This is a genomic window from Gilliamella bombi, from assembly GCF_900103255.1.
Taxonomy (GTDB): domain Bacteria; phylum Pseudomonadota; class Gammaproteobacteria; order Enterobacterales; family Orbaceae; genus Gilliamella; species Gilliamella bombi.
The window spans coordinates 16198-29458 of record NZ_FMWS01000067.1; the positions used below are offsets into that span (position 1 = coordinate 16198).

Below are 13261 nucleotides of genomic sequence, written 5' to 3' on the forward strand. Positions count from 1 at the left end.
ATAATTCGCTAGAAACCCATAAAGCGTTTTTTCTGAAATCATTTATACCGTTTAATCGTATTAAATTAGAGGGATAATTACACAACATAACCTAATGTATATAAATATTATCAAATTTAATACCAACTAAAGATGTTTATCATATCTATGAGTTTTTTTGATTAAAGATTCTCACTAAAATTTCGGGTATAATTCAGATAAATTTTTGATTATGGACATAACGCTTATGCCACATGCAACTAAACCTTTAAATATTATTTTTGCTGGTACACCCGATTTTGCTGCAACTCATTTAAAAGCTCTGATTAACTCACGCCATAATGTAATTGCTGTTTTTACGCAACCAGATCGCCCTGCAGGTCGTGGTAATAAATTAACAGCAAGCCCTGTTAAACAATTAGCTGTTGAGCATAATATTCCTGTTTATCAACCAGAAACGCTTAAATCCGAAGAAAATCAAAAAATCATTGCTGAATTAAATGCTGACATTATGGTTGTTGTTGCTTATGGACTTATTTTGCCACAAGCTGTACTTGGTATACCTAGATTAGGTTGCTTAAATGTGCATGGTTCGTTATTACCTCGTTGGCGAGGTGCTGCGCCAATTCAACGTGCATGTTGGGCAGGCGATGAAGAAACAGGCATTACCATTATGCAGATGGATGCAGGGCTTGATACGGGTGATATGCTTTATAAGCTTACCTGTCCTATTGAGCAATCCGATACTAGCGCATCACTGTATGAGAAACTCGCAAAACTCGGTCCCCAAGGCTTGCTTGATACATTAGAGTTAATCACTGAAAGAAAAATCCAACCGGAAAAACAAGATGAGGCGCAAGCAACCTATGCCGAAAAGCTGTCAAAACAGGAAGCTAAGCTTGATTGGAATTTGCCTGCCGTGCAACTTGAGCGTTGCGTTCGGGCTTTTAACCCATGGCCAGTGAGTTATTTTGAGATTAATGGTGAGCCAGTAAAAGTATGGCAAGCCCATGTGTTAAAAATGGATTCAAAACAGCCGGCTGGCACAATTTTGCAAGCCAATAAAAATGGCATTTGTATTGCAACCAGCAACGGCGCATTGAATATGATACTTTTGCAACCTGCTGGGAAAAAACCGATGTCTGCCCAAGATTTGTTAAACTCACGCAAGGCTTGGTTTACAGTTGGCGAAAAACTAAATACACTTTAATCAAATATATTAAATTACAGGATGATATATCCTGTAATTGTTATCTCTTTTTAGCCAATAAGGTTGCAAACCTTAATTTAATTCGGTTTCCATGTATATCTGTTTTATGCAATTGTCCAATATCTTCGTTATATTTTAGTATTTCCCAATCTTGGTAATATTGGTGCAACTCGTTTTCTTTAAAAGTAAATGAAAACCCAACAGAGCAAGGATAATCAGACGTAGACATGGCGCTGACAATTAAATTATATCCCCCTGATTTGGTCATTTTTTGCATGTTATTAATAATAGCTGGAATTCTTTCGGGTTGTAAAAACATCATGACAACGGTCGAAAAAATAAAATCATATTCGCCCGGTAAATTTGCTTGATTGATATCGTAAACCATTGCATTAATGTGCTTAAGGTTATCATCATTAATGATTTTTTGTAAATTTCCAATACTGAGTTCTGATTTATCAACAGCGGTAACATCAAAGCCTTGTAACTGCAAATAGAGTGAATTGCGACCTGAACCACAACCTAAATCCAATGCCTTTCCTGTTTGGATAATCTTTGTTGCGTTAATTACCTCGGAGTGGGTTTTGGTCATTTGGTATTTTTTTTGAGTATAATCCTCAGGCAAACAGTAAAATGCTAACTGGCACTGTAAGTCATCTGATATTTCGGCTATACGGTGCCATTGCTGTGGCAATATAAATGGCGGTTGCTGCTGAGTATCAAAACAATGCTTAGTAATCACTTCGTCTTGTTCGGTTAACATTTCAAAACCAATATTTCCTTTTAAAATTTCTAACTTCGCCCATGTACCAATTTGGGTATTATGCTTTTGACGCAACAACGCAGGTAATGTATCAGCATTCCAAATAGGCAATGTTTTGTAACAAACTAAATTATTCAAATTGATACCTCCTATAAAAAAACAATAGTTGACTATTATAGTAGGATATTAATATGGTAAACAATCATTTATTTTAGACAATAAAATAAAAACCTATCAACGAAAATAAATTTATAGTGGCGAAGTTGGCTTGATCAACATATAATCGTCATCATCCTAGACTATATAGTGAAAATTAGAGGAATAATTTATGGGATTTTTAACAGGTAAACGTATACTCGTTACGGGTGTTGCAAGTAATCGTTCAATTGCTTACGGTATTGCACAAGCAATGCATCGTGAAGGCGCTGAACTCGCTTTTACTTACCAAAATGATAAATTAAAAACACGCGTTGAAGAGTTTGCCGCTGATTTTGGTTCTAAAATCGTTTTACCTTGCGATGTTGCTCATGATGAAAGCATCTCTGAACTATTTTCTGAACTTGCAAAAACTTGGGATAAATTTGATGGTTTTGTTCATGCTATTGCTTTCGCACCAGGTGATCAATTAGATGGCGATTATGTTAATGCTGTTACCCGTGAAGGTTTTGCTATTGCTCACGATATTAGCTCTTATAGCTTCGTTGCTATGGCTAAGGCATGTCGTTCAATGCTAAATCCAAATTCAGCATTAGTGACACTTTCTTATCTTGGTGCTGAGCGTGCAATCCCTAACTATAATGTAATGGGACTTGCTAAAGCCTCACTAGAAGCAAATGTGCGTTATATGGCAAATGCTATGGGGCCTGAAGGTGTCCGTGTTAATGCAATTTCAGCAGGCCCTATTCGTACACTGGCGGCATCGGGTATTAAAGATTTCAAAAAAATGTTATCTCACTGTGAATCAGTAACACCAATCCGTCGCACTGTGACAACCGAAGATGTGGGTAATTCAGCAGCATTTTTATGTTCAGATTTAGCATCAGGTATTACAGGTGAAGTCATTCATGTTGACGGTGGATTTAGCATCGCTGCGATGAATGAATTAGAACTTAAATAAGCTGTTCTCAGTGTGTGTGAAAAAGGCGCTAAACCATAAATGTTTGCGCCTTTTTTATTTTATTTTTTTGTAAGTTTTGAACAAAAATATAAAATTTAGAATACTTATACTCTTTTTTCCGTTAAAATCTAATGTAATTTGCTCAATAAAAGTTTGTTGGAGAAAAAATGAAAATAGCAAAAAATACAGTGGTTAGTTTAGCATACCAAGTTCGCACTAAAGACGGTGTTTTAGTTGATGAAGCAACTACGACAGCGCCATTAGAATATTTACATGGTGCAGGTAACTTGCTACAAGATCTTGAGAACGCATTAGATGGTCACCAAGTTGGCGACAAATTTGACGTTGAGCTAATTAATGCTTACGGGGATTTTAATGATGCTCTTGTACAAAATGTTCCTCGTGACGTTTTTGTTGGTGTAGATGAACTTGAAGTTGGTATGCGATTTTTTGCTGATACCGAGCATGGTTCTTTACCCGTTGAAATCACCGCTATCGATGGCGATACCATCACTATTGATGGAAACCATATGTTAGCTGGACAAGATTTACAATTTAACGTTGAAGTATTGGCTATTCGTGAAGCTACTGAAGATGAAATTGCTCACGGGCATATTCATGGTGAGCATGGTCATGATCACGGACATGGCGGTTGTGGCTGTGGTGGCCATTCTCATGAAGACGAAGATGATGAAAACACAGGCTGCTGTGGCGGTGGCCATGGTGGCTGCGGTTGTCACTAATTCTTAATTAATTTAAATTAAATTTTAAAAGCGCTATATAGCGCTTTTTATTTACTTCTGTTTTGTGTTTTTGCTTAATAAGTTGTGAAACAACTCCCAATATTTTAAATTATCATTTTGCTTTGCTAATTTTTCCTTTAATAATCTCTATTTTACGATTATTGGGATCTGCAACTATGCCTTCACAACCAATAGCATTAATGCCGCGTGAAAAGCTTTTAAAATTTGGCGTTGAAGCACTCAGTGATACTGAATTACTTGCTCTTTTTTTACGCACTGGCACTCGAGATTTGCCTGTTTTGGAACTGTCACAAAAGCTATTAAATGAGTTTGGTTCTTTTTATAATTTAATTAATGCAAGCCATAGTGATTTTTGCAAGAAGAAAGGATTGGGAACGGCTAAATATACACAATTGAAAGCAGTTGTTGAACTTTCTTATAGATATTTAAAAGTTAAAATGACTACCGATAATTTTTTGACATCGTCATCTTTGACACATCACTATTTAGCTAGTCGATTGGCTAATAAAGATCGTGAAGTTTTTATGGTTATTTTTTTAGATAATCAAAATCGCGTCATAGCATCAGAAGATATGTTTGTCGGTACCTATAATTGTGTTGAAGTCCACCCAAGAGAAGTTGTTAGACGAGCATTACAACATAACGCAGCCGCATTGATTCTAGCTCATAATCATCCTTCGGGTGTGGCAAAACCTAGTCAGGCAGATCGCCATCTTACACAAAAAATAGAAGAAGTTTGTGAGTTGGTTGATATTCGAGTCATAGATCATATTGTTATAGGTAAAGGTGAATATTTCTCTTTTGCAGAGCATGGATGGATTTCGTAGCTATTTTTACTTACAATGTAATTTAATCAACTAATCTATATATGAATTTATTTTATGAACCAGCAATTAGAATTACTTGAAACCAAAGTAGCTTTTCAAGAAATCACCATCGAAGAACTTAATCAAATGGTAACTAACCTTCAAGCTGATGTTAGCAAATTAAAAGAACAATTGACGTTATTATCTCAAAAACTACAGGCAACACAACCTTCAAACATTGCTAATTTATCTGAAGAAACACCACCACCTCACTATTAATTGTATTTATGAGGTAAATAACTGTTGTTAACAATTATTTATTTAATAATTTTGTCTTGATCTCTTTTAGTTTTTAACTAATTTTAACTAAAGTTAGTAATTTGAGTTTTCAAATATAGTAAACATAAATAAAAAACCGGCATATAGCCGGTTTTAATACACAATGATTTATTATTATTCAGCTGATGCTGCTTCTTCTACTGCAGGACGATCAACTAATTCAATATAAGCCATTGGAGCATTATCTCCATCACGGAAACCACATTTTAAAATACGTACATAACCGCCAGGACGGGTAGCAAAACGTGGACCTAAATCTGAAAATAATTTTTTAACTGTATCTTTATCACGGATACGAGCAAAAGCCAGACGGCGATTAGCTACGCTATCGCTTTTGGCTAGCGTAATTAACGGTTCAACAACACGACGCAACTCTTTTGCTTTAGGCAATGTAGTTTTGATGATTTCATGTTCAACAAGTGAACTTGTCATGTTACGAAACATTGCTTGACGATGGCTGCTATTTCGGTTCAGTTGACGACCACTTTTACGATGGCGCATAACTTTATCCTTCTTATATAAATTTTATCTTAGTCTTCAACAATACTTGCTGGTGGCCAATTCTCAAGACGCATGCCTAAAGATAAACCACGAGATGCGAGTACGTCCTTAATTTCAGTAAGCGATTTCTTACCAAGATTAGGGGTTTTAAGTAACTCAACTTCGGTACGTTGTACTAAATCACCAATATAATGAACTGCTTCTGCCTTTAAGCAATTAGCAGACCGAACAGTTAATTCCAAATCATCTACTGGACGTAAAAGGATTGGATCAAATTCCGGTTTATCTTCTTTAACTTCTGGTTGACGTACATCTCGTAAATCAACGAAAGCTTCAAGTTGTTCAGCCAAAATAGTTGATGCACGACGAATAGATTCTTCTGGATCGATAGTACCATTAGTTTCCATATCGATAACAAGTTTATCTAAATCCGTACGTTGTTCCACACGAGCAGCATCAACAGAATATGCAATGCGCTCTACAGGGCTATAACATGCGTCAACTAACAGACGACCGATTGGTCGTTCTTCATCTTCTGACTTAACGCGAGCAGAAGCAGGGACATAACCACGTCCTCGTTGTACACGAATACGCATACTAATTGAAGCATTGGCATCAGTAAGATGACAAATCACTAAATCAGGATTAACAATTTCAACATCACCATCATGAGTGATATCAGATGCTGTTACTGCACCTATGCCCGATTTGTTTAAAGTCAGCATAACATCATCTTTCGTATGTACACGTACTGCTAATTTTTTTAAATTAAGCAGAATATCAAGTACATCTTCTTGAACGCCTTCTTTAGTACTGTACTCATGCAGAACACCGTCAATTTCAACTTCGGTTACTGCATATCCCGGCATAGATGATAATAAAATGCGGCGTAGTGCATTACCTAAAGTATGGCCAAAACCACGTTCTAGTGGCTCTAAAGTCACTTTAGCATGTGTTTGGCTGTATTGAACAACATCAACTAGGTGAGGTTTTAAAAACTCTGTTACAGAACCCTGCATTATGTCCTCTCTTAAGTGCTAAACTTTACTTAGAGTAAAGTTCGACGATCAAATGTTCGTTGATATCAGCAGATAAATCTGAACGTTCTGGTAAGCGTTTAAATACACCTTCCATTTTGCTAGCATCAACTTCTAACCATGTTGGTTTTTCACGTTGTTCAGCTAGCTCTAAAGCGGCTTTAATACGTGCTTGTTTTTTTGATTTTTCGCGAACACTAATCACATCTTCAGGTGAAACTTGATAAGATGCAATATTCACAACACGACCATTAACAAGAACAGCTTTATGACTAACTAATTGACGAGCTTCAGCACGAGTTGCACCAAATCCCATGCGATAAACAACGTTATCTAAGCGACGTTCTAAAAGACCAAGTAGGTTTTCACCGGTATTGCCTTTAATTCGAGCTGCGCTTTTGTAGTAATTACGGAATTGACGTTCTAAAATTCCATAAATACGTCTAACTTTTTGCTTTTCACGTAACTGAACACCATAATCTGATAAACGCGGTTTACGCGCACCATGTTGTCCAGGAGCTTGTTCTAATTTACATTTACTATCAATCGCTCGGACACCAGATTTAAGGAATAAATCTGTACCTTCACGACGACTTAATTTGAGTTTTGGTCCCAAATATCTTGCCATTTTATTTCTCCAATAATCCTAAACATTCAATGTTTAAAAAATTAAACACGACGTTTCTTTGGTGGACGACAACCGTTATGAGGAATCGGAGTAACATCAGTAATGTTAGTGATGCGATAACCCGCTGCATTTAATGCACGAATTGTTGACTCACGACCAGGACCAGGTCCTTTTACCATAACTTCCAGATTCTTAATTCCGTAATCTTTGACAGCTTCAGCACAACGTTCTGCGGCCACTTGAGCTGCAAAAGGAGTTGATTTACGAGAGCCACGGAAACCAGAACCACCAGCGGTTGCCCAACCTAACGCATTACCTTGACGATCGGTAATAGTTACGATTGTATTGTTGAATGATGCATGAATATGAGCTATACCATCAGAAACTTGCTTTTTTACACGTTTACGTGTACGAACAGGTGTCTTTGCCATTTAATTATACCTCAATTATTTCTTGATTGGCTTACGCGGTCCCTTACGGGTACGAGCGTTAGTCTTTGTGCGTTGACCGCGAACAGGAAGTCCACGACGGTGACGCATGCCACGATAACAACCAAGGTCTAATAAACGCTTGATACTCATAGTTACTTCTCGGCGTAAATCACCTTCAACAGTGAATTTAGCGACTTGTTCACGTAACTTTTCAATCTGATCTTCAGATAGTTCTCTGATCTTAACATGTTCAGGAATACCAGCTTCAGCACAAATTGTCTTAGCTCGAGTATTTCCTATACCATAGATTGCTTGTAAAGCAATTACAGCATGTTGTTGATCAGGAATGTTAATGCCTGCTATACGGGCCACTATGCACTCCTTTATTGTTAATGTTTAGCAAATTCACCATACTGAAAAGCCCGTTTTCAGGATACTCAAATAGTGAATTTACAAATAAATCTAGGCTGGCTATTCTAGCCAGCTTTACTATACTTTGGCAAGAAAAATATGCAAAAGCTCAACTTTCCGGCTAAATAAATTAACCTTGACGTTGTTTGTGTTTACCTTCAACGCAAATAACACGAACGATGCCATTACGTTTAATGATTTTACAATTTCTGCATAATTTCTTGACTGAAGCACGAACTTTCATTTTTTTCTCCGTAACTTCTGGCTAACTTATCGGCCATAGCCTTTAAGGTTCGCTTTCTTTAACACTGACTCATAACGATTTGGCATCATTAAAGTCTGTACTTGTGCCATAAAATCCATGATTACAACAACAACAATTAATAATGATGTTCCACCAAATTGAACTGGAACTTTCATTGCGCTTGTCATAAACATTGGAACCAAACATACAAAAGTAATGTAGATTGCACCAATTAGCGTCAAACGAGTCATTACCTTGTCAATATACTTAGATGTTTGTTCACCTGGACGGATACCTGGAATAAATGCACCAGATTTTTTAAGTTGATCTGCTGTTTCTCTTGGGTTAAAAACCAACGCTGTATAGAAGAAACAAAAGAAGATAATTGCCGCCGCAAAAAAGATTATGTATAACGGTTGATCATGGTCAAAATATTGCCTAAAAAGTGCAATAAAATATCTCCATCCTGTACCATCTCCTTGGAACCAAGAAGCCATCATTGATGGTAACATAGCAATTGTCGAGGCAAATATCGCAGGAATAACCCCTGCCATATTAATCTTTAATGGTAAGTGTGTACTTTGTGCAGCATAAACACGACGACCTTGTTGTCGTTGGGCATAGTTAACAACAATCCGTCGCTGACCACGTTCAACAAATACAACAAAATAAGTTACACCAACCACTAATGCAGCAACAACCAATAATAAAATCGGATGCAATGAACCAGAGCGAGCTTGTTCAATTGTTTCATAAATAGCATGAGGAAGACTCGCCACGATACCAGCAAAGATAATGATTGAAATACCATTACCTACACCTCGCTCAGTGATCTGCTCACCCAACCACATTAGAAACATAGTGCCAGTAACTAAGCTAACCGATGCGATAAAATAGAAAGAAAATCCTGGATTAATTACTACCTTTCCATAATCAGGAATATTAGGTAAACCAGTCGAGATACCAACAGCCTGTATTATTGCTAAAGCAAGTGTGCCATAGCGAGTGTACTGGCTAATTTTTTTACGGCCTGATTCACCTTCTTTCTTCAATTCAGCTAACTTAGGGCTAATTGCCGTTAATAACTGCACAATAATTGATGCTGAAATATAAGGCATTATCCCTAATGCAAAAATTGAAGCACGGCTTAAAGCACCACCAGAGAACATATTGAACATACCAACAATACCGTCTGACGATGCTCTTGTTAGTAAGTCCGATAACGCTTTAGTATCAATACCAGGAACCGGAATATAAGAACCAAGACGAAAAACAATAAGCGCTAAAAGCACAAACATCAAGCGTCTTTTAAGCTCACCACTACCGCCCCGTGTACTTTGAAAATCTAATCCTGGTTGCTTTGCCATCTTTCTAATTATTCCTCAATTTTTCCGCCAACAGCTTCAATTGCAGCTTTAGCACCTTTAGTTACTCGAATACCGCGAACAGTTACTGGTTTAGTTACTTCACCAGATAACATGATTTTTGCATATTCGATATGTGAATTAATCACATTTGCAACTTTTAAGCTATTTAGGTCAACAATATCGCCTTCGACTTTCATCAAATCTGAAAGACGAACTTGAGCTGTAACTTGAGCTTTACGTGAGGTAAAACCAAATTTTGGTAAACGACGATATAAAGGCATTTGACCACCTTCAAAGCCGCGACGAACGCCACCACCTGAACGAGATTTTTGACCTTTAATACCACGAGTACCAGTTTTACCTAATCCTGAACCGATGCCTCGGCCCAGACGTTTTGGTGCATGCTTTGAACCTTCAGCAGGAGATAAAGTATTTAAACGCATTACTATTACTCCTCTACTTTAACCATGTAATAAACTTGGTTTACCATACCACGAATTGCAGGAGTATCCTCACGCTCAACAGTATGACCAATACGACGTAATCCTAGACCTATTAATGTCGCTTTATGCTTAGGCAGACGACCTATAGAACTACGAGTTTGTGTAATTTTAATTGTTTTTGCCATGGTTAATTACCCCAAAATTTCTTCGACGGTTTTACCACGTTTAGCAGCAACCATTTCTGGTGATTTCATACTTTCTAAGCCATCAATAGTTGCACGAACCACATTAATTGGGTTAGTAGAACCATATGCTTTAGCTAGAACGTTACGAACTCCAGCAACTTCTAAAACTGCACGCATCGCACCACCGGCGATAATACCTGTACCTTCTGATGCTGGTTGCATATAAACACGAGAGCCTGTGTGAGCACCTTTAACAGGATGCTGTAAAGTATCGTTATTTAAAGCAACATTAATCATATTGCGACGTGCTTTTTCCATTGCTTTTTGGATTGCTGCTGGCACTTCACGTGCTTTACCATATCCAAAACCTACGCGGCCATTACCGTCACCAACAACTGTTAGTGCAGAAAAACTAAAAATACGACCACCTTTTACGGTTTTAGAAACTCGGTTAACTGCGATTAGTTTTTCCTGCAGTTCACCAGCTTGTTTTTCGATGTTTGACATCTTTAACTCCTACCTTAGAACTGTAGGCCAGCTTCGCGAGCAGCATCTGCTAGCGCCTGAACTCGACCATGATATTGGAAACCTGAACGATCAAATGAAACTTCTTTGATATCTTTTGCTAACGCACGTTCAGCAATTGCTTTACCAACTGCTGCAGCAGCATCTTTGTTTCCTGTGTATTTTAAACTTTCACTGATAGCTTTTTCTAATGTAGAAGCGGCTGCCAGTACTTCTGATCCGTTTGGTGCGATAATCTGCGCATAAATATGACGCGGAGTGCGGTGAACTACCAAGCGAGTTGCAAGTAGTTCATGCATCTTGCGACGCGCTTTAGTTGCACGACGGATACGAGCTGATTTCTTATCCATAGTGTTACCTTACTTTTTCTTAGCTTCTTTAGTACGCACAACTTCATCTGCGTAACGAACACCTTTACCTTTATAAGGTTCAGGACGACGATAAGCACGGATATCAGCAGCTACTTGCCCAATTAACTGTTTATCAGTACTTTTTAATACGATTTCAGTTTGAGATGGACATTCAGCTGTTACACCTGCAGGTAATTGATGTTCAATTGGATGTGAATATCCAAGAGATAAACTAATTGTATTACCTTTCACTTGTGCACGATAACCGACACCAACTAGCTGAAGTTTTTTAGTAAAACCTTCAGTAACACCAATAACCATTGAATTAATCAAAGCACGCGCAGTTCCAGCTTGAGCCCAAGCATCTGCAAAACCATCACGAGGAGCAAATTTAATTTGTCCTTCTTCTTGATTAATCACAACAGCATTATTTATTGTGCGAGATAATTCGCCATTTTTACCTTTAATCGTAATTACCTGACCATTGAGTTTTACCTCTACGCCAGCAGGAACAACGACAGGTGCTTTTGCAACACGAGACATTCTTTTCTCCCTTACGCTACGTAGCAGATAATTTCACCACCAAGACCTGCTTGGCGTGCTGCACGATCAGTCATAACACCTTTAGAAGTAGAAACAACTGCGATACCTAATCCTGCCATAACTTTCGGCAATTCATCTTTACGTTTATAAATACGTAAACCTGGACGGCTAACACGTTTGATACTTTCTACAACAGCTTTACCTTGGAAATATTTTAAAGTAATTTCCAGTTCTGGCTTAGTGTCACCAACAACTTTAAAGTCCCCAATATAACCTTCTTCTTTTAGCACATTGGCAATTGCCACTTTTAGCTTAGAGGAAGGCATGGTGACTGCAACTTTATTCGCAGATTGACCATTACGAATACGGGTCAACATATCTGCTATAGGATCTTGCATGCTCATCTATAACACTCCCCTGATTACCAACTTGCCTTTTTAAGACCAGGAATCTCACCACGCATGGCTGACTCACGAACCTTAATACGGCTTAAACCAAACTTACGAAGGACGCCATGAGGACGACCAGTTTGACGACAACGACGACGTTGACGTGATGGACTAGAATCACGAGGAAGCGTTTGCAATTTAAGCACTGCATTCCAACGATCTTCATCTGATGCATTAAGATCAGAGATAATCGCTTTTAATTCTTGACGCTTTGCAAAATATTTTTCTGCTAGCTTTACGCGTTTCTTATCGCGTTCAATCATTGATTGTTTAGCCATTATGCCCTACCTTACTTACGAAATGGGAAGTTAAAGGCAGATAATAAAGCTCGGCCTTCTTCATCTGATTGTGCAGTAGTGGTGATAGTAATATCTAAACCACGAACACGATCAACTTTGTCATAATCGATTTCAGGGAAAACGATTTGCTCACGAACACCCATGCTATAGTTGCCACGACCATCAAAAGATTTTGCGCTTAAACCGCGAAAATCTCGAGTACGAGGAAGGGCAATATAAACTAGACGCTCAAAAAATTCCCACATACGTTCGCCACGTAAAGTGACTTTACAACCAATAGGATACCCTTGACGGATTTTAAAACCAGCAACTGATTTGCGTGCTTTAGTGACTAGTGGTTTTTGACCACTGATTGCAGCTAAATCTGCAACAGCATTATCTAATAATTTCTTATCAGTAATTGCTTCACCCACACCCATATTCAAGGTGATCTTTTCGATCCGAGGGACTTGCATGACAGATTTGTAGCCAAACTGTTCTTGCAGTTTATTTACTACCTGTGCTTTGTAGTAATCATGCAGTTTCGCCATCGTACACTCCAAATTACTTAATTGATTAATTCATTAGTAGACTTATAAAAACGGACTTTTTTACCGTCTTCAATACGAAAGCCTACGCGATCTGCTTTGCCTGTAGCTGGATTAAAAATTGCCACATTAGAAACATTAATAGCTGCTTCTTTTTCAACAATTCCACCTTCTTGATTTAATGCAGGTACTGGTTTTTGATGTTTTTTCACCAAATTGATACCTTCAACAATCACTTTGCCTGTAGACAAAACACTCTTAACTTTACCGCGTTTACCTTTATCTTTGCCAGTTAACACGATAACTTCATCTTCTCGACGGATTTTCGCTGCCATTACCCGCT

Annotated in this window: 22 protein-coding genes; 5 read left to right on the forward strand and 17 right to left on the reverse strand. The window is 37.9% G+C overall.

The window, feature by feature from the left end; all coding sequences use genetic code 11:
- Window positions 1-226 precede the first annotated feature (226 nt).
- Window positions 227-1189, forward strand: a complete 963-nt coding sequence (fmt, locus tag B9N71_RS11265; RefSeq protein ID WP_085166007.1) for a methionyl-tRNA formyltransferase — start codon at window positions 227-229, stop codon at window positions 1187-1189.
- A 40-nt stretch (window positions 1190-1229) separates the two neighbouring features.
- On the opposite strand, the gene tehB is transcribed toward fmt, so the two are convergent.
- Window positions 1230-2090 carry an SAM-dependent methyltransferase TehB gene (gene tehB, locus B9N71_RS11270; RefSeq protein ID WP_085166008.1) on the reverse strand — a complete coding sequence of 287 codons (861 nt, stop codon included), beginning with the start codon at window positions 2088-2090 and terminating at the stop codon, window positions 1230-1232.
- A gap of 190 nt (window positions 2091-2280) precedes the next feature.
- On the opposite strand from tehB, the gene fabI reads away from it, so the two are divergent.
- From fabI to B9N71_RS11290, 4 genes are all read left to right on the forward strand, one after another.
- A complete protein-coding gene (gene fabI / locus B9N71_RS11275) occupies window positions 2281-3069 on the forward strand; it encodes an enoyl-ACP reductase FabI (protein WP_034911124.1) in 789 nt (262 codons plus the stop codon).
- Window positions 3070-3236: 167 nt separating this feature from the next.
- A complete protein-coding gene (gene slyD, locus B9N71_RS11280) occupies window positions 3237-3812 on the forward strand; it encodes a peptidylprolyl isomerase (RefSeq protein WP_085166009.1) in 576 nt (191 codons plus the stop codon).
- A 176-nt stretch (window positions 3813-3988) separates the two neighbouring features.
- A complete protein-coding gene (radC, locus tag B9N71_RS11285) occupies window positions 3989-4660 on the forward strand; it encodes a RadC family protein (RefSeq protein ID WP_065589719.1) in 672 nt (223 codons plus the stop codon).
- A gap of 54 nt (window positions 4661-4714) precedes the next feature.
- Entirely contained in the window at window positions 4715-4918 is a 204-nt protein-coding gene (locus tag B9N71_RS11290) for a SlyX family protein (RefSeq protein ID WP_034911129.1), read from the forward strand.
- A gap of 174 nt (window positions 4919-5092) precedes the next feature.
- On the opposite strand, the gene rplQ is transcribed toward B9N71_RS11290, so the two are convergent.
- The 16 genes from rplQ to rplX form a co-directional block, all read right to left on the reverse strand.
- Window positions 5093-5479 carry a 50S ribosomal protein L17 gene (gene rplQ, locus B9N71_RS11295; protein ID WP_065589720.1) on the reverse strand — a complete coding sequence of 129 codons (387 nt, stop codon included), beginning with the start codon at window positions 5477-5479 and terminating at the stop codon, window positions 5093-5095.
- A gap of 29 nt (window positions 5480-5508) precedes the next feature.
- Complete coding sequence (locus tag B9N71_RS11300) at window positions 5509-6498, reverse strand: DNA-directed RNA polymerase subunit alpha (protein WP_034911133.1); 990 nt, start codon at window positions 6496-6498, stop codon at window positions 5509-5511.
- 25 nt (window positions 6499-6523) lie between these two features.
- Entirely contained in the window at window positions 6524-7144 is a 621-nt protein-coding gene (gene rpsD / locus B9N71_RS11305) for a 30S ribosomal protein S4 (RefSeq protein ID WP_034911134.1), read from the reverse strand.
- Window positions 7145-7185: 41 nt separating this feature from the next.
- Window positions 7186-7575, reverse strand: coding sequence for a 30S ribosomal protein S11 (gene rpsK / locus B9N71_RS11310; RefSeq protein WP_025314405.1), 390 nt, complete (start codon window positions 7573-7575; stop codon window positions 7186-7188).
- A 15-nt stretch (window positions 7576-7590) separates the two neighbouring features.
- On the reverse strand, window positions 7591-7947 hold the full coding sequence (gene rpsM, locus B9N71_RS11315) for a 30S ribosomal protein S13 (protein ID WP_025314404.1): 357 nt from the start codon (window positions 7945-7947) through the stop codon (window positions 7591-7593).
- A gap of 169 nt (window positions 7948-8116) precedes the next feature.
- The gene (gene rpmJ / locus B9N71_RS11320) at window positions 8117-8230 is read right to left on the reverse strand and encodes a 50S ribosomal protein L36 (RefSeq protein ID WP_025314403.1); all 114 of its coding nucleotides are present in this window, start codon (window positions 8228-8230) and stop codon (window positions 8117-8119) included.
- Window positions 8231-8256: 26 nt separating this feature from the next.
- The gene (secY, locus tag B9N71_RS11325) at window positions 8257-9597 is read right to left on the reverse strand and encodes a preprotein translocase subunit SecY (protein ID WP_065561014.1); all 1341 of its coding nucleotides are present in this window, start codon (window positions 9595-9597) and stop codon (window positions 8257-8259) included.
- Window positions 9598-9605: 8 nt separating this feature from the next.
- Window positions 9606-10040, reverse strand: coding sequence for a 50S ribosomal protein L15 (gene rplO / locus B9N71_RS11330; protein WP_065589722.1), 435 nt, complete (start codon window positions 10038-10040; stop codon window positions 9606-9608).
- A gap of 5 nt (window positions 10041-10045) precedes the next feature.
- Window positions 10046-10225 (reverse strand): 50S ribosomal protein L30, encoded by a 180-nt coding sequence (gene rpmD, locus B9N71_RS11335; protein ID WP_085166010.1) that lies wholly within the window; start codon window positions 10223-10225, stop codon window positions 10046-10048.
- A 6-nt stretch (window positions 10226-10231) separates the two neighbouring features.
- Window positions 10232-10732: a 30S ribosomal protein S5 gene (gene rpsE, locus B9N71_RS11340; protein WP_034911141.1), complete on the reverse strand. Its 501-nt coding sequence runs from the start codon at window positions 10730-10732 to the stop codon at window positions 10232-10234.
- A gap of 14 nt (window positions 10733-10746) precedes the next feature.
- Window positions 10747-11100, reverse strand: coding sequence for a 50S ribosomal protein L18 (gene rplR, locus B9N71_RS11345; protein ID WP_025314398.1), 354 nt, complete (start codon window positions 11098-11100; stop codon window positions 10747-10749).
- A 9-nt stretch (window positions 11101-11109) separates the two neighbouring features.
- Window positions 11110-11643, reverse strand: a complete 534-nt coding sequence (gene rplF / locus B9N71_RS11350; RefSeq protein WP_034911144.1) for a 50S ribosomal protein L6 — start codon at window positions 11641-11643, stop codon at window positions 11110-11112.
- Window positions 11644-11654: 11 nt separating this feature from the next.
- Complete coding sequence (rpsH, locus tag B9N71_RS11355) at window positions 11655-12047, reverse strand: 30S ribosomal protein S8 (RefSeq protein WP_034911147.1); 393 nt, start codon at window positions 12045-12047, stop codon at window positions 11655-11657.
- A gap of 17 nt (window positions 12048-12064) precedes the next feature.
- A complete protein-coding gene (gene rpsN / locus B9N71_RS11360; RefSeq protein ID WP_025314395.1) occupies window positions 12065-12370 on the reverse strand; it encodes a 30S ribosomal protein S14 in 306 nt (101 codons plus the stop codon).
- An 11-nt stretch (window positions 12371-12381) separates the two neighbouring features.
- Window positions 12382-12921, reverse strand: coding sequence for a 50S ribosomal protein L5 (rplE, locus tag B9N71_RS11365; RefSeq protein ID WP_025314394.1), 540 nt, complete (start codon window positions 12919-12921; stop codon window positions 12382-12384).
- Between the two features lie 17 nt (window positions 12922-12938).
- The gene (gene rplX / locus B9N71_RS11370; protein WP_065561017.1) at window positions 12939-13253 is read right to left on the reverse strand and encodes a 50S ribosomal protein L24; all 315 of its coding nucleotides are present in this window, start codon (window positions 13251-13253) and stop codon (window positions 12939-12941) included.
- Window positions 13254-13261 lie beyond the last annotated feature (8 nt).

Excerpts from the sequence above, each read along its gene's own strand:
- rpsH (WP_034911147.1), bottom strand. The coding sequence starts at position 12,047 with ATGAGCATGCAAGATCCTATAGCAGATATGTTGACCCGTATTCGTAAT.
- rplR (WP_025314398.1), bottom strand. The coding sequence starts at position 11,100 with ATGGATAAGAAATCAGCTCGTATCCGTCGTGCAACTAAAGCGCGTCGC.
- rplQ (WP_065589720.1), bottom strand. The coding sequence starts at position 5,479 with ATGCGCCATCGTAAAAGTGGTCGTCAACTGAACCGAAATAGCAGCCAT.
- rpsE (WP_034911141.1), bottom strand. The coding sequence starts at position 10,732 with ATGTCAAACATCGAAAAACAAGCTGGTGAACTGCAGGAAAAACTAATC.
- secY (WP_065561014.1), bottom strand. The coding sequence starts at position 9,597 with ATGGCAAAGCAACCAGGATTAGATTTTCAAAGTACACGGGGCGGTAGT.
- rplX (WP_065561017.1), bottom strand. The coding sequence starts at position 13,253 with ATGGCAGCGAAAATCCGTCGAGAAGATGAAGTTATCGTGTTAACTGGC.
- rpmJ (WP_025314403.1), bottom strand. The coding sequence starts at position 8,230 with ATGAAAGTTCGTGCTTCAGTCAAGAAATTATGCAGAAATTGTAAAATC.
- rplO (WP_065589722.1), bottom strand. The coding sequence starts at position 10,040 with ATGCGTTTAAATACTTTATCTCCTGCTGAAGGTTCAAAGCATGCACCA.
- radC (WP_065589719.1), top strand. The coding sequence starts at position 3,989 with ATGCCTTCACAACCAATAGCATTAATGCCGCGTGAAAAGCTTTTAAAA.
- rpsK (WP_025314405.1), bottom strand. The coding sequence starts at position 7,575 with ATGGCAAAGACACCTGTTCGTACACGTAAACGTGTAAAAAAGCAAGTT.
- rplF (WP_034911144.1), bottom strand. The coding sequence starts at position 11,643 with ATGTCTCGTGTTGCAAAAGCACCTGTCGTTGTTCCTGCTGGCGTAGAG.
- fabI (WP_034911124.1), top strand. The coding sequence starts at position 2,281 with ATGGGATTTTTAACAGGTAAACGTATACTCGTTACGGGTGTTGCAAGT.
- rplE (WP_025314394.1), bottom strand. The coding sequence starts at position 12,921 with ATGGCGAAACTGCATGATTACTACAAAGCACAGGTAGTAAATAAACTG.
- rpmD (WP_085166010.1), bottom strand. The coding sequence starts at position 10,225 with ATGGCAAAAACAATTAAAATTACACAAACTCGTAGTTCTATAGGTCGT.
- rpsD (WP_034911134.1), bottom strand. The coding sequence starts at position 7,144 with ATGGCAAGATATTTGGGACCAAAACTCAAATTAAGTCGTCGTGAAGGT.
- B9N71_RS11290 (WP_034911129.1), top strand. The coding sequence starts at position 4,715 with ATGAACCAGCAATTAGAATTACTTGAAACCAAAGTAGCTTTTCAAGAA.
- B9N71_RS11300 (WP_034911133.1), bottom strand. The coding sequence starts at position 6,498 with ATGCAGGGTTCTGTAACAGAGTTTTTAAAACCTCACCTAGTTGATGTT.
- slyD (WP_085166009.1), top strand. The coding sequence starts at position 3,237 with ATGAAAATAGCAAAAAATACAGTGGTTAGTTTAGCATACCAAGTTCGC.
- rpsN (WP_025314395.1), bottom strand. The coding sequence starts at position 12,370 with ATGGCTAAACAATCAATGATTGAACGCGATAAGAAACGCGTAAAGCTA.
- fmt (WP_085166007.1), top strand. The coding sequence starts at position 227 with ATGCCACATGCAACTAAACCTTTAAATATTATTTTTGCTGGTACACCC.